This window comes from Streptomyces sp. SPB074 (assembly GCF_000154905.1).
Lineage (GTDB): Bacteria > Actinomycetota > Actinomycetes > Streptomycetales > Streptomycetaceae > Streptomyces.
The window spans coordinates 4,026,396-4,041,740 of record NZ_GG770539.1 but is presented as its reverse complement, the minus strand read 5'-3'; the positions used below and the strand labels follow the sequence as shown (position 1 = coordinate 4,041,740).

At 74.4% G+C, this 15,345-nt stretch carries 7 protein-coding genes and 2 pseudogenes; 4 read left to right on the top strand and 5 right to left on the bottom strand.

The window, feature by feature from the left end; all coding sequences use genetic code 11:
• Window positions 1-91: 91 nt before the first annotated feature.
• Window positions 92-592 carry an SCO4402 family protein gene (locus SSBG_RS16820; protein WP_008747294.1) on the bottom strand — a complete coding sequence of 167 codons (501 nt, stop codon included), beginning with the start codon at window positions 590-592 and terminating at the stop codon, window positions 92-94.
• Between the two features lie 118 nt (window positions 593-710).
• Here SSBG_RS16820 and SSBG_RS16815 point away from each other — a divergent pair, with 118 nt between their 5' ends.
• Together SSBG_RS16815 and SSBG_RS33715 are read left to right on the top strand one after the other, a co-directional pair.
• Complete coding sequence (locus tag SSBG_RS16815; RefSeq protein ID WP_050776785.1) at window positions 711-2,090, top strand: ABC transporter substrate-binding protein; 1,380 nt, start codon at window positions 711-713, stop codon at window positions 2,088-2,090.
• A gap of 135 nt (window positions 2,091-2,225) precedes the next feature.
• Window positions 2,226-2,681 (top strand): hypothetical protein, encoded by a 456-nt coding sequence (locus SSBG_RS33715; RefSeq protein ID WP_199781376.1) that lies wholly within the window; start codon window positions 2,226-2,228, stop codon window positions 2,679-2,681.
• A gap of 657 nt (window positions 2,682-3,338) precedes the next feature.
• Here the strand turns inward: SSBG_RS33715 and SSBG_RS16805 are convergent.
• Window positions 3,339-4,817: a hypothetical protein gene (locus tag SSBG_RS16805; RefSeq protein WP_037869979.1), complete on the bottom strand. Its 1,479-nt coding sequence runs from the start codon at window positions 4,815-4,817 to the stop codon at window positions 3,339-3,341.
• A gap of 810 nt (window positions 4,818-5,627) precedes the next feature.
• Window positions 5,628-7,011 (bottom strand): annotated as a pseudogene (locus SSBG_RS31365) (transcriptional regulator); the annotation flags it as partial.
• Between the two features lie 897 nt (window positions 7,012-7,908).
• On the opposite strand from SSBG_RS31365, the gene SSBG_RS16790 reads away from it, so the two are divergent.
• Window positions 7,909-8,574 carry a bifunctional DNA primase/polymerase gene (locus tag SSBG_RS16790; RefSeq protein ID WP_008747290.1) on the top strand — a complete coding sequence of 222 codons (666 nt, stop codon included), beginning with the start codon at window positions 7,909-7,911 and terminating at the stop codon, window positions 8,572-8,574.
• Window positions 8,575-11,243: 2,669 nt separating this feature from the next.
• Window positions 11,244-12,247 (top strand): annotated as a pseudogene (locus SSBG_RS31360) (IS5 family transposase).
• A gap of 215 nt (window positions 12,248-12,462) precedes the next feature.
• Here the strand turns inward: SSBG_RS31360 and SSBG_RS16775 are convergent.
• Both SSBG_RS16775 and SSBG_RS16770 read right to left on the bottom strand, forming a co-directional pair.
• Window positions 12,463-13,317, bottom strand: a complete 855-nt coding sequence (locus SSBG_RS16775) for an alpha/beta fold hydrolase (protein ID WP_050776784.1) — start codon at window positions 13,315-13,317, stop codon at window positions 12,463-12,465.
• Window positions 13,318-14,479: 1,162 nt separating this feature from the next.
• Entirely contained in the window at window positions 14,480-15,172 is a 693-nt protein-coding gene (locus SSBG_RS16770) for a metal-dependent transcriptional regulator (RefSeq protein ID WP_007825591.1), read from the bottom strand.
• Window positions 15,173-15,345: the final 173 nt, after the last annotated feature.

The window sequence follows — 15,345 nt, the reverse complement described above, 5'->3', positions numbered from 1 at the left end:
CCGCGTGCGCCCGCCCCGTGCCCCGTCCCGCTCCGTTCCCCGTCCCGCCCCGTTCCCCGTCCCGCCCCGTCCCCGCGCCCCCGTCCCGCCGTCAGGCCGTGCGCAGAAGGGTGCGCAGTTCGCCCAGGGTGCGCGGGGGCCGGTCGGGGTCGTCGCCGTCGGCGAGGGCGAGGCGGACGTGGGCGGCGCGGCAGGCGGCGAGGGCCTCGGGCCAGCCGGGGTGCTGGAGGTAGGTGGCGGCCGGCGCGTCGGGTCCCACCTCGTGCAGGATGCGCAGCACCCGCAGCACGGCGGCGTCGACCAGCGTCGTCTCCTCGCCGTCGCGGAAGACCGAGCCGAGGTAGCGCTCGGCGGGCCAGTTGTCGAGCCAGGTGTCCTCGACCAGCCGGTACACGGCGTCGGTCACGTCCCCGTACCCCTCGCGCCCCGCGAGCCAGTACTCCTGCTGGAACGCCGGGTCGGAGAGCATGTGCAGCGCGGAACGCACGGTGCTGCGCCAGCGCCACCACGGCATGTCGTTGAGTGGCATGTCCCCCATGGTGGAGGAGCGGCGGCTGCGGCGTGAAGGGTTCTCCGGGCTTTGCACGGTCAGTGATCGTACGTTCCGCCCGGAAGCCGCCGTACCGGTCCCCCGCTGTTCACCCCGACGTCACCGCCCGTTGACCGTGGGTAGCGCGCGGGTTGGCACGCGGCGGCCAGGCTCCGAGGCCATGACCAGCGGCCCGCTCCCGATACGTGTCCGACTCCGCTCCCGCGCCCGGCGCCGCCGCGCACGGGCGCCGCTCGCCGGGGCGCTGTGCGGGCTGCTGTTCCCGAGCGGCTGCGGGCTGCTGCCGGGCGGCGGGGACGAGGAGCGGCCCGTCACGGTGATGACGTGGGCGCCGCTGCACACGACGGGCACCAACGCGCCGGGCACGACGGCCATGGCACGCGCCTACGAACGGTGGGTGAACGCGAGCGGCGGCCTCGGGGGCCGGAAGCTGCGCGTCCTGGTGTGCGACGAGGGCGACGAGTCCGTCGCGGCGGCGGAGTGCGCCCGGCGGGCGGTGCGCGAGAAGGCCGTCGCGGTCGTCGGCTCGTACAGCGAGCAGGAAGCGGCGTTCTTCTCGCCGATCTCGCTCGCGGGCATCCCGTACCTCGGTGGGTACGGGATCGCGCACGAGGAGTTCGTCAACCCGGACTCGTACCCGGTCAACGGCGGGCTGCCCGCGCTGATCGCCGCGCAGGGCGCGCAACTCGCCCCGGACTGCGACCGCGTGGCGCTCGTCCGCCCGGAGGGGGTCACGGGGGACACCTGGCCGCAGCTGCTGCGCGCGGGGCTGCGGGGCGCGGGCGGCGCGGGCGAGGTCGTGGACGTGCCCGTCCCGGCGGACGCCAGCGACTACACGCCGCAGGCGGGAACGGTGCTCGGGCGGCTCGCCCCGGCCCCGGCGGGGCGCCGCTGCGTGAGCGTGGCGCTCGGCGACGGCACGGCGGCGTTCGTGGACTCCTTCCGCCGCGTGGCGCCCACGGGCGGGACGGGCGGCGCGGACGCTACGCGCGGTACGGGTGCGGGTGCGGCGCCCGCCGTGCGGGTCGGTTCGGTGCTCGGGAGTGTGAGCCAGCGGCTGGTCGACCGGTCCGGGGGCGCGGCGGGACCGTACGAGGGCGCGGCCGTGACGAGCTGGTACCCGCCGTCGTCCGATCCGCGCTGGGCGGCGATGCGGCGGGTCATCGCGCGGCACGCCTTCGGCGACAACGCGATCGACCCGGCGGACGGGGGCGTGCAGACGACGTGGATCGCGTACACGGCGCTGCGCCGGATCGTGGAGTCCCTGGGCGAGGGCCCGGTGACGGCGCGGACGGTGCGCGACGCGCTCGACAAGGGCACGAAGGTCACGACGGGCGGCCTCACCCCCACCCTGAGCTGGGGCGACGACTACGCCCGCTCGGTCATCGGCTATCCCAGGACCGCGAACACCCGTGTGACCCACCTGGAGGTCCGGGACGGCCGCCTGGTCCCGGCGAAGTCCACGGGCACCGGTCCGGGCCCCACGGGGGACGCCCGCCAGGCGATGGAGAGCGAGCCGGTGCGGGGCGGACGGGGGTGAGGGCTCGGCGGGGGTGAAGGGGCGGAGGCTCGGCGGGGTGCGGGCCGGGTGTCCGGGGGCGGATCGGTACGGCGCGCGGGCCGGGCGGCGCGGGGAGCCGTGGTCCGCGTGCCGCCCGGCCCCGGGGGCTCAGTTGTGCTGCTCGTCGATGGTGGTGGCCGTGCCGTCGTCGGCGATCTTGACGACGAGGCGCTTGCCCTTCTTCGTGGCCGCGTCGAGCTGCGCGGAGGTGCAGCGCCGGGACTTCTCCTCGGTACCGCAGATCCAGCCGTTGCCGTTGGTGACGGTCTTGCTGGAGAGGAGGAAGGCGCGCTCCTTCTTCGTCGTGTCGTCGGTGACCGAGTACTTGCCGGGGGCGAGGTAGTGCGAGACGCCCTCCCAGTAGACCTTCTTCGGCTGGTCCGCCTCGGTGCCCCCGCCGGCCGGGTGGTCCTCGGCGACCTTGGTGGCGACGCCCTTCTTGAGCGTGACGGTGGCGGGGAGGCCCTTGCGGGCGGCGGCTTCGAGCTGGGCGGCGGTGCAGCGCGTGGCGGACTGGCCGCCGTCCCCGCAGATCTTCTGGGCCCCCGATGTCGGTCGTCGTACTCGTGAGGAACGCCTGGTCGCCGCTCTTGGCGTCCTTGACCAGGTACTTGCCGGGGGCCATGTGGGTCACGGTGCCGTGCCAGGTGCCCGTGACCTCCTTGCCACTTCCTCCGTCGCCGCCGTCGCTGCCGCTGCCCTCGCCGGAGCCCGTGGTGGCGCTCGCCGACCCGCCGCTCGCGGCTTCGGGGGTCTTGGTCTCGGACGGTTGCGAGGAGGCGGGCCCGGGGGAGGCCGCGGCGGCGTTCTCGGCCTTGTCGTCGCCGGAGTCGTCGCTCTGGCAGGACGTGAGCAAGGCGGTCGTCGCCGTGAGGGCGAGGGCGGTGAGCAGGAGACGGGGGCTGCGGGGCATGGGGCTCCTCGGGCGACTCGGCGGGGGACCAGCCTGGTGCGACGGCGTGGTCTTGGTCGCGCTACGAGTTGCCCTGCGACCCCGAAGTAAACCGTGGGCCCGAGGCACGGGGCGGCCAGGCCCGGGGGGGGCGCGAGGCCCGCCGCCGCTCCACCGGGGAGAACCGCCCGCCGGGCCCGCCGCAGGGGCCGCGCCCCCTGCCTCCACAGGCCACGCACCCTGCCTCCGCGAGCCTCCACGCCCTGCCTCCACGGTCCCGGCCCCCGCCGCCCGCGCGGGCCCCGGCAGCTAGAGCCCCACAGCCGCCAAAGCCGTTACAGCTGGCTCTTGTCCCGCTTCGTCAGCTCGTACTTCGTCGCGATCTCGTTCCACAGGCCGGACGCCTGTTCCTTGGCGCTCGTGGCCTGGCCGCTCGCGCGGTCGCCCGCGTTGCGCTGGTTCGTGGAGCGGGCGTGGCCGCCGGGGCAGCCGCCGTGCTTCCCGGTCTGGTCGGCCCAGGCCGCGTAGTGGTTGTCGGCCGTCGCAGACGCCTTCCAGGCGCGGGCGAGGGCGCTCTTCAGCTCGTCCTGGCGGGGCAGCTTGTCGACGGGGAGCTGTCCGAGGCGCTTGACGAGCTCGTTGCGCTGGCGGGCCGCGTCGCGCAGGTCGGCCGCCGCCTTGCCGAGGTCCTTGCAGCCGCCGATGTTGCCGACCGAACGGACCACGGCGTCACGGCTGTTGTTGGAGTCCGCGAGCAGCTTGTCGAGCCCGACGGCCTGCTCCTTGACCGGGTCGGCGGACGGCGAGGGCCGCTCGCTCTTCTTGTCGCCCTTCGCGCCGTCGCCGTTCTGCCGCGTCTCGGACGCGGTCGCCGAGACGGGCGAGGTCTTCGCCTCGTCGCCGTCGTCCCCGCCACCGCCGTAGAGCGCGCCCAGGCCGAGGCCGAGCGCCACGACGCAGACGCCGCCTATCGCGATGAGGAGGCCCTTGTTGCGGTTGCCGCCGCCCCCGCGCGCGGACTTGTCGTACCCGTTGTCGTAACCGCCGTCGTCGTAGCCGCCGTTGCCGTGGCCGTTTCCGTACGCGGCGGGCGGCGGGGCCTTCCCGGGGCCGCTCTGCTGCGGGTAGCCGTAGGCGGGGGGCGGGGGCGGGTAGCCGTAGGCGGGGGGCGGGGGCGACTGCGGCCTGATGGCGGGCATCTGCGTCGTCGCGCCCTCGCCGTCGCTGCGGAAGAGGCTGTCGAACTCGGCGGGCGGCTGGGTGGGGGCTTCCTCGTACGGGCCGGGGGCGGGGGCCTGCTGGACCGGGGGCGGGCCCGGCTGGCCGGGGAACTGCGGGGCGCCGCCACCGGGGACGGGCGGGATGTACTGCGTCGCCTGGGCATCGGAGCCCGCGCCGCCGGGCGCGGGCGGCCGGGCGGCGGCGTAGTACGGGGTGCCCTGGCCCGCCGACTCGGGCGGCAGCGGTCCGGCGCCCGGCACCGGCGCGATGTACTGGGTGGCCTGGTTGTCGTCCCCGCCGGGCCCGACGGGCTGGATGAACTGCGTGGCCTCGGCGTCGCCGCCGCCGTGCGCGCCGTGGGGGCCGTGCGGGGATTCGAAGGGCGGCGGGTAGCCGTAACCGCCGGCGGGCGGCGGGGTGTGCGGGTAGCCGTAACCGCCGGAGTGCGCGTCGGGCTGCGGGTTGCCGTACGCGTCGTAGCCGGGCGAGGGCGCCCAGGGGGTGCCGTCGGCAGGCGTTCCCGAGGTGCCGGGGTAGTGGGCACCTTCGCCCTCGGAGGGATACGGCTGCCCGCCATGACCGCTCTGCGCCACCGGAACTCCTACGAATGGGGGACCCTCGGAATCGTCGGGTCACGCTACCCGGTCTCCCCGCGACCGGCCACGCGCGCACCCGCCCCCGGACTCCGCCGCAGGTCAGAACGCCTCCCACGGAAACGCCCCGCCCCCGCACGATCACCCCCGCACCGTCAACACACCGCCGGGTACGACAAGCTGACATACGAGCCGCACGACCAACCGCGCCCGGACGCCACTCCGCCCCCGGCGACCGGCCGGTGCTTGGCGGACGGGGGCTCGCCCCGTACGGCGGGGACCGGGAGACGGCTGCGGGCTCCCCGGTGGGGGCACGCGGCGCGCACCCGTAGAGGAGACGGCTGCCGCTCCCACCGGGGAGACCCGGCCGCCCGCCCCACCGGAGACACGGCAGCGGACCCCCGCCAAGGGCACGGCTGCGCGCACTCGCCAGGAAGACGGCCATCCGCACCCGGGAGATGGCCGCCCCACCCGCCAGGGAGAGCCGACCGTCCGCCCCTGCCCGAGGCACGGCCGCGCGCAGCCGCCGGGAACACCGCCACCCGCACATCGGGCGACGGCTGCCCGCCCTCGCCGGAGAGAGCCGACCGCCCGCCCCCACCGGGGAGAGGGGGGCGGGCTCCCGCCCGGGAGACGCTGACCGCATCCGTCGCCGGGAGACGGCTGAGCGCTTCCGTCGCCGGGACACGGCTGCCCGCTCCCGCCGGAGAGAGCCGACCATCCGCCCCGCCCGGGAGACGGCTGCCCGCTTCCGGCGTCCCGCGAGGCGGCCGTCCTCCCGTGCCGGGGGGGCGGCCGCTCTCCGTTCAGGGCCGCCGCGCGCAGGTCGAGGCGGGCCCCGCAACTCCCGTACCACCGACTCCTCCCGGTACGGGTCGAGCCGCTGCCGGAAGTCCTCCAGGTACTCCGCGCCCCGGTCGGAGCGGAGCGAGGCGAGGAGTTCGGCGGCGTGCAGCGCGGTGCGGCAGCCCTCCTCGATCTCGCGCTGCTGGACCTGCGCCGTCGCGAGCAGCACGTAGCCGATCGCGCGGCGCCGCGTACGGCTCTCGGGGTGCCCGGCCAGCGCCCGCGAGGCCGCGCGCCGCGCCTGCTCCGGCTCGCCCAGATCCCGGTGGCAGTGGGCTAGTTCGTCGGCCAGGTACGCCTCGTCGAAGTGCGCGATCCACTCCGGGTCGGCGTCCCTGTCCGGCTCGCAGCGCGCGAGTTCGTTCTCGGCGCGGTCGATCGCCTCGTGCGCCGCGCGCCGGTCCCCGAGCAGCGCGTGCCCGCGCGCCTCGGCGGCCTGGAACATCGCCCGCGCGCGGGGCGTGGCCTGCCCCCGCGTGCCCTCCTGCGCGGCCCGGGCGAGCTGCGCGATCTCGCGCGGATTGCCGAGCTGCGCCGCGAGGTGGCTCATCGAGGCGGCGAGCACGTACCCCCCGTACGCCCGGTCCCCGGCGGCCTGCGCGAGCCGCAGCGCCTGGATGTAGTAGCGCTGGGCGAGCCCGGCCTGCCCGGTGTCGACGGCCATGTAGCCGGCGAGTTCGGTCAGCCGCGACACGGCGGCGAACAACTCCCGCCCCACCGGCTCCCGGTAGGAACCGGAGAGCAACCCGGAGACGACACTGTTCAGGTAGTGCACGACGACGGGCCGCACGTGCCCGCTGCCGTAGCTGTGGTCGAGCTGGTCCAGCGCCGTCGTCATCGCCCGTACCGCCGCGACGTCCGAGGCCCCGACCCGGGGGCCGCCGCTGCGCGCGACCTGGGCGTCCGGCATCGAGATGAGCCAGTCCCTGCTGGGCTCCACGAGCGCCGAGGAGGCGACCGAGGAACCGGTCAGAAAGTCCCTGCGTCCCACGTCGCTGCGCCACAGCTCGCAGACCTGCTCGATCGCCCCCGGCACCGTCGGCGAGAACTGGAGGCCGACGCCGGAGGAGAGGTTCTTGCCGTTGGCCATGCCGATCTCGTCGATCGTCACCGTGCGCCCGAGCTTGCGCCCGAGGGCCTCGGCGATGACGGCGGGCGCGCGCCCCCGCGGCTGCTGACCCCGCAGCCAGCGGGCCACGGACGTCTTGTCGTACCGGAGATCGAGTCCGTGCTCGGCGCCGCAGAGATTGACCCTGCGGGCGAGACCGGCGTTGGAGCAGCCGGCCTCCTGGATGAGCGCCTGGAGCCGTTCGTTCGGCTGGCGTGCGACTAGCGGCCTCGCGGCCATGGTGAAACCCCCAAAAGGTACGCCCCGTTCCGTCACCGGTACGCGCCCGGGCACGGTCCGCGCGGCCTTCTCCGTCGCTCGCGAGCGCGCTCGCGCTCGGCTCACGGGGTCGGTCGTGCGGTCGTGTTCGCGGTCGCCGTCCCGGTCACGGAGCCGAAAGGCGTGGTCGTGGACTGGGTCTGGACTGGCTACTTGCTGACCTGCGGGCCCGCGCCGGCGGACGACCCGCCGAGGCGGGGCACCGGGCCGGTACGGACCGTGTGGCTGACCTGCTGGGCGGCGTGCGCTGCGCCACCTGGCTGATCACTGCCCTGCGGACAAAGCGAAGATGCACCCCAAAGGGGACCTATCCGGTATTACTTCTCCCCTCCCGGTGTGTCGCGCGGGCCGGCGAGGGGAGCGGGTCGGGGTGGGAGAGGCGGGAAAGGTGGGACGCATGGGGCGGCGGCGGGGCGGCGGCGGTGCTGCCGCCGTGGAGCGGAGGTGGGGCGGCGGTACTGCCGCGTGTGAGACGGGCCGAAGGGTGCGGCGGGGCGGAGCGGGGTGCGGTAGCGATGCTGTCGCGTGCGGTGGCAGGACGGCGGGGAAGAGGCGAGTGGCCCCCCGCACCCTGCCTGCCCGCCCGCCGGTGCGTACGGCGGCGTTCCGGTTTCTTCTCCTCTCTCTGCCGGGCCCCCCGCCGGAGTCCGCATATGCCCGGGGCGGCGCACTCCCCCGGGGTTCCGGAAAGTCACTCCCTCCTGGGTACCCGCCCCCGGCTCCGGTGGCTCCCGCGCGCCCCCGGCGATGCCCCCGTGCGCCCCGCACTCCGGGTCGGTGCCCCTCCCCGCGCGCGGCGCGCCGCGCGGGGACGTAGCCGCCCCGTAACCCCCGCTCGCAGCGGGAGTTGTGCTGTGCGTGGAAGAGACCCTCGGTGTGACCGGAGCAGGCAGGATTCCCTCGCAGCAGCACGGTGAGCCGCTGCGCGATACCGCGGCGCGGTACGCCGAAGAACGGCACTGGGACGTCGTCCCCGGCGTCTGGCTGGAGACGACCGAGGGAGTGGAACGCTGTTCCTGCGGGGAGCGCGCCTGCCCGGCCCCCGGGGCGCACCCTGCGGACGAGGACTGGGCGGCACGGGCGACCGGCAGCGCGACCGTGGCGCGCGAGATGTGGACGCAACGGCCCGCGGCGGCGCTCCTGCTCCCCACCGGCCGGACCTTCGACGCGATCGAAGTACCGGAGACGGCCGGTTTCCTCGCCCTGGCCCGGATGGAACGCATGGGCGTGACACCGGGCCCGGTGACCCGGGCTCCCGACCGCCGGATGCGCTTCTTCGTCCTCCCCGGCGGCGCCGCGAAGGCGGGCGACCTGGTACGCCGCCTCGGCTGGTCCCCCGAGGCCCTGGGCCTCCGCCCCCTCGCCGAGGGCTCCTGGCTCGTCGCCCCGCCCACCCGCTTCGGCGGCCAGGGCGCCGTCCAGTGGGCCCGCCGCCCCACCCCCGCCAACCGCTGGCTCCCCGACACCCAGGAACTGATCAGCCCCCTGGCCTACGCCTGCGGCAGGGAAACGATCCCGAACTGACAAACGACACCACCCGAGCCCGCCCGGCCGGGAGCCGAAAGCCGTTCGAGGGCTTCTTGCCCTGGCGGGGGCGCGGCTCGTTGGGGGTTCGTCCCGGACGAGGGCAGGCCGGGCGAAGGCGAGCCGCGGCGGGCCCGGCACGTGGGGACCACCCCGGGTCGCACGGAGACAATCCCGGGCTGAGAGACAACAAGGCCAACCGCGCCCGAGCCACGAACCGTTCGAGAGGGCCCGGACCACGGCGGAAGCACGGCCGGGGGCGAGGACGGGCCGCAGAACCAGGACGAGGGCGACGAAGGCACGCCATCGAACGCCCGGCAGGCGCCCCCGAGTCGCGGGAAGATGGTCCCGGGCCGAAGGACGACAAGGCAAAGCCCCCGGGCCACAGCGGAAGCGTGGCCGGGGGGCGAGGGCGGGCCGCAGGGCCAGCGCGAAGGCGACGAAGGCAAGCCACAGAAGGCCCGGCAGGTCAGACCGCTCCGGGTCGCGCGGAGACGATCCCCGGCTGAGGGACGACAGGGACAAGCGCCCCCGGGCCGCGACTGTTCGAGAGGGTTCGGACCACGCCGGGAGCGCGGCCCCATGGGAACGAATCCTCTCGCGCGAGGGCGGACCGCAGGGCCAGCGCGAAGGCGACGAAGGCAAGCCACCGAACGCCTGGCAAGCAGAACCACATCACGTCAAGGGAGGGCTCCCCGGGGCTGAGGGGCAACAAGGACAAGCGCGCCCGGGCCGGGAGCCGTGCTAGAGAGTCCAGGCACGGCGGGAGCGTGACCGACGGGCCGAATCCGCTCGCGCGGGGCCGGGCCGCAGACTCAGGACGAAGACGGCGAAGACAAGTCATCGAAGCGCCTTCCTACCGAAGGACGGACAGGCGAGACCGCCGCGCGTCGCGAAGAGACGGTCCCCGGCTGAGGGAGGACACAGACGAGCGTGCCCAGGCCGGAAACCGTTCGAGAGGGTTTGGACCACGGCGGGAGCGTGGCCCCATGGGCGGCGACTTCCAAGCGCGAGGGCCGACCGCTGAGCCAGATGACAGCGCCGAAGGCAAGCCGCCGAAGCGTCGTCCCGCCGAAGGCCCGAGAGGCGAGACCACGCGTCGCGCCGAACCCGTGCAGCCAGGCCCCGGCGGGAAGAAGCCATCGCTCGCGAGCAACGGCACATAGAGGCCAGGGGCCGGGGCGCGGCTCCGGCACGTCGAGGCCAGAGGCGGCGCGCGGGTTCTGCACGATGGGGACGGGACGGGGCCCACGGATTGGGTCGGACACGGCAAGGCTGCGGACCAGGACACGGGCCCGACACGCCAGGGCCGGGGGTTGGCATACCGGTCCGGCACGTCGAGGCTCGGGGCCAGGGCCCCCGAACACGGGCCCCACACCGGTGCGCGCCAGGCCCGCCTGTCGGCCGTTCCCCGAAGCGAAGGCGGCCGTACGGCGCGAGGCGGCGCGGGCCACAACGCCGCCGGGCCACAACGCCGCCGGGCGTATCGCCCCGGCGGGCTACCCGGGCAGGCCCCATCGGGCCGTTGAAGGGGGACGGGCCCGCGTGCAGCCCGGCCGTTCACCGCTGCGGGTCGCGCACGGTCCGTGGCCGCGCGCAGGCCCGTCGATCAGCGCGGGAGCCCCCATGACACGGCCTTGGTCGACCGCCGGGCCTGCACGCCGAGACCGCGTCGGCACGCAGGACCCGGTGCCTGCGGGTGAATCGGGCGCGACCCCCTGGGGCGGACGGCATTACGGCCGTGCGCCCCCGCACGCCGATTGTGCGCGGGGGCGCGCGGCACCCCTCAGCCTCACCCGGCCCGGACCGACGCCCACCCCACATCAACGCCGTCGGCCTCCCACAGCCGCCGCCATCCCTGCAACGTGACGACCTCCTTCCCCTCCCGTTACCAGAACCTGCGACCCTCCCCTCGTCACGGCAGACCGCCGCACGCCCATCACATTGGGCCCGCCGGACGCCGGCCACCCCCGCATCACCGTGGATCGCGCCCCGCCCTCCACACGGGCCGCACGCACAAGGCGTCACCAGAAACGGGCCGACCAGCCCCCACACCGAACTCACCGCCCGCACCGATCAACCCGTCAGCCCGAACGGACGAAACCCACCTTGGGCCGGTACGGATCGCACGGTCCGAACGCCGAGGACTGCATGGCCCGAACGTCGGCACCCACAGCCCACTCGCCCCGAACCCAGCTCTCCGCACTCCCCATGACGCCAGCCGCCCACCTACACCCGAGCCCCGGGCACCCGCGCAGCCGCAGCCCACCCCCGGCCACACTCCAGCCCCCACCGCCAAAGGCCGGCCCCGCTACCTCCACACGCCACCCGCGCCGAGCGCCGACGCGGCACCCCCAGACGGAACCGCTGCCGGACCAAGTGCCCGTCCGGCGCCGTTCAGCCCCGACGCTCACCCCCCGGGGCGAGCGAACGGAGGCGGCCCACAGCCTGCCGTCCAACCCTCGCAGCGAATCCAGGCCGCGCCGGAACATCGCTCCTTCTCGCCGCAGGCGCGGCACGCGCGTGGACATCACCCGAAGCCTCCGACGAACCCGCCCTCCGTCCGGCCCCGTTCCTCACTGCACCCCGTCGCTAGGGAGCGTATCGAGTCGTGATCAATCTGCGGGATGTGCCTTCGTGGCACGGTCTGGTCCGGTAGACCGTCGTACGTGACGCGAGTGCAACTGACCGACCCGGAGTGGGATTTCATTGAGCCGTACCTGCCGATCGGCGAGTACGGCCCGTACCCCGAGCGGCTGCGGCAGCAGTTCGAGGGCGTGATCTGGCGGTTCAAGACGGGCGGCCAGTGGCGGGAGATGCCGGCAGAGTTCGGCGCCTGGTCGACCGTCCACAACCGCTTCCGGCAGTGGCGTGACGCCGGGGTCTTCGAGGCCCTGCTGGAGGGCCTGATCGCGGAAGCCGCGAAGCGCGGTGAGGTGGACCTGTCCCTGGTCAGCATCGACTCCACCACCGCCCGTGCCCACCACGACGCGGCCGGCATGCACCTGGACGAGGAGGTCCTCACCGCTCTGGAGAAGGCTGCCGCCGAGGCGGAGAAGGCCAGGTCAAAGGGGGCGGCTGCGACGAACAAACCGGGCAGGAGACCGAAAGCGATCCCGCGCGGGAAGAACGACGGCGCGTCCGGCGCCGACGCAAACTTCGGCTGAAGGCCGCCCTGCTCGGACGCTCCAGGGGCGGGCAGACCAGCAAGATCCATGTCGCCGGCGACCGGAGGTGCCGCCCGCTGGCGTTCATCCTGACCGAGGGGCAGGCCGCCGACAGTCCGCAGTTCATCCCAGTGCTGGGGAAGGTACGGGTCCGCGGGCTCGTCGGCCGTCCCCGCACCCGGCCGGACGCGGTCGCCGCAGACAAGGCGTACTCGTCCCGCGGCAACCGTGCCCACCTGCGCAAACGCCGTATCAAAGCGGTCATCCCGGAGAAGAAGGACCAGGCCGCCAACCGGAACAAGAAGGGCTCCCACGGCGGCCGGCCCGTCAGCCACAACGCAGACCTCTACAAGGAGCGGAACACCGTCGAGCGTCTGATCAACAAGCTCAAGGCATGGCGAGGCATCGCCACGCGCTACGACAAGACCCCCGACAGCTACCTCGCCGGACTCTACCTACGCGCCTCGATGATCTGGATCAAGGACCTCACACGAGCAGCCTCTTGATCACAACCGAATACGCTCCCTAGCTCCCCTCGCCACATGCCCGGCCCTCCCCGCCACCCGGCTCAGCAGTCGCGGCCTCCATCGCGGTGGCCTCACCCCCCTCCGCCACGACGGGCCGTTCCGCCCCGCCGGTGCGGCCGGAGGTAAGGACAGAGGCGGAGAAGCCCAAGCCGAACTCACCCTCCGGCAAGCCTCGTTCGGCCTGGTCGGTTTCCTCAGGAGGTCAACGCGCCCGCGAGGAAGGGTTCGACCGCTTCTCTCCATGCCTCCTGTCGTTCGTAGTGGGCCAAGTGGCCTGCTCCTCTCAGCTCCGCGTACTGGCCGCGTGGCAGCACGCGGACCATCTCCTGTGCCTCGGCCCGGCCCAGCTCGCCCGCCGTGCCCCGCAGCACCAGCGTCGGGCAGGCCACTTGGGACAGCTCGTCCCAGTGCGAGTCGTGCACCCACGCCTCGCGGGAGGTGATCATGTGCTCCGGGTCGAAGACGGGCCGCCAGCCGTCCGCCGCGCGGTCCATGATCTCCGCGTAGTAGGCGCCGCGCGCCGCGTTGGGCCGCTCCAGCCAGGGATCACCGGCGGCGAACCACTTCTCCGCCTCGGCGAGCGAGGCGAACGGCAGTGGCCAGCCGCGCAGCCAGTCCACCCACTCCCGCAGTGCGGCGAAACCGAGCGGCGACGCCCGCATGTCCGAGATGACGAGCGCCCGCACCGACTCCGGTTGCTGCGCCGCGAACTGCCATGCCGTCAACGCGCCGAGCCCGTGACCTATGAGTACCGCCGGGCCCAGCTCCAGACTCTCCACCACGGCACGCACGTCCCCCACGTACGCCGCACGCGAGTACGCGCCGGGGGACCGTTCGCTCGACCCGTGCCCACGCTGGTCGAGCGCGATCACCCGGTGCCGCTCGGCGAGCCAGCCCGCGCTGCCCGCCCAGTGCGAGCCCCGCCCCAGGAGCCCGTGCAGCAGGAGGACACCGGGGCGTAACCCGCCACTCCCCGGCACCGCACCCTCGTACTCCCACGCCGCGAGCCGCACTCCGCCCGCCCCTGCCACATCGATCCGGCGCACCATCGGTCCCGGCACCCCCAGTTGTTCCTGTCCAACTCCGCGCGGCGCCCCCGAACCCCGCGATCCACACGCTATCGAAACATCATTCGATTTCCGGCGGAAAACCACGGTTTTCCGCCCAAGTCCCCTCGTACGAGTGACAGCCGAGGAAGGTTGACGCCCGTGGCACGGGGGAGATTTCAGCCGAGGGGCGGGTTCCTCGCGGAACGGACCCGCCCGGGGGTGACCCTGAGAGCTCGGGGCTCCGGGTCAGCGCAGGGGGGACCGGGTTCCGGCGCCGCGAGGCGCCGGGGCCCGGCGCGCACACGGAGCCTCCCCGGTGAGCCACCGCGGGTCTCCACCGTCCCATCGCGTCAGACTGACACGCCTCGCCGGTCAGCGCGCCCCACCCGGCCCAGAAAAAACCAAAACCGGGAACACCCCCCGCATTCCGGACGCCTCCGGTCCGCTTCCCCTCCACCCAAAGCGTCCCGTACTCGGCGAAATCAGCGATCGGATGGACGGCGGACACAGGGAGTTCCGGCCAAGGGAGCAAGGACCGCCGAGCCTCGGCGCGGGCCACCGAAAGCGCGAGGGGGGCGGGCCAGCGGCACCGGGAACACGGCTCGGCTGCCGCCCCCACGGGACCGCCTCTCCCAGCGCGCGCAAGAGACTTGCTCAGGGCGGACCAGGCACCGGCGTCACCGCGCGCCGCAGTCCCGGACCACGGGCTTCGGGCTCACCGCGCGCCGCAGCCCCGGGCTCGGAGCCGCCCCGTACCCGTACCGGCGCGCGCCAACCCGTACGTGCCACACCCCACCCGGCACAGGCCGCACTTCCGCACGGCGGGCGCGTGGTCCCACCGCTCGCGCGTCCCGTACCCGGTCCGCGTCGCTCGCCGCCCGGCCCTCCCGTACCGCTCATGGCATACGTCGGAGCACGGCGAAGCCGACGCCGGCGGTCTCCCGGCACGCGGAGCGGCAGGCGGCCGAACACAGTCGAAGCGCGCCCCCGCACAGCCGCCGTACCGCCTCAGCTCCATAGCGCCGTAGCCCCGTACCGCCGCATCTCCCTACCGCCGTACCCGGACGCCCCTTCCCCGCCGTGCAGAACCGCCGCTTCCCGGCGCTCCCTCCGGGCCCGGGCCCCCGTCCCGGCCTTCGGCTCGGCCGTCCCGGTCTTCGGCTCAGCCCTTCGCGACGAAGACGTGCGAGGCGATCTCCGTGTCCAGCTCCGCGGCCTCGCCGCCGCTGCCGACGAGAACGCCGCCCGCCGCGCGCGTCACGCTCACCACGGCGCCCGGCTGCACGCCCGCGCGACGGAGCGTGTACATGAGCTGGGCGTCGGTCTGGATGGGCTCGCCGATGCGGCGCACGATGACGTTCTTGCCCTCGCCGCCCGGTTCCAGGTCCGCCAGCGAGACCATGCCCGCGTCGAGGAATGGATCGGCCTCGGACTGCTCGCCCAGCTCCTCCAGGCCCGGGATCGGGTTCCCGTAGGGGGACTCGGTCGGGTGGCGCAGGAGGTCGAGGACGCGGCGTTCGACCGCCTCGCTCATGACGTGCTCCCAGCGGCACGCCTCGGCGTGGACCTGCTCCCACTCCAGGCCGATGACGTCGACCAGGAGGCACTCGGCGAGCCGGTGCTTGCGCATGACCCGCGTGGCGAGGCGGCGGCCCTCCTCGGTCAGCTCCAGATGACGGTCGCTGGCGACGGCGACGAGACCGTCCCTTTCCATGCGCGCCACCGTCTGGCTGACGGTGGGGCCGCTCTGGTCGAGGCGCTCCGCGATGCGGGCGCGCATGGGCACCACACCTTCCTCCTCCAGTTCGAGGATGGTGCGGAGATACATCTCCGTGGTGTCGATCAGTCCGGACATCCGTGCCCCTTGATGCTGTGACCGCCGAGGGTCCCGGCGATCGGTGTGCGCTGGCCCTGTCACCAATTCTGACGCATCCCGCCGACAACCGGCCCGGGCCGCCCGGCAGGGACCTTCCGAAGTCCCGTCCCACCCCTCCCGACTCTCCCCCGCGCCCCGCAGGGGCACTGTTG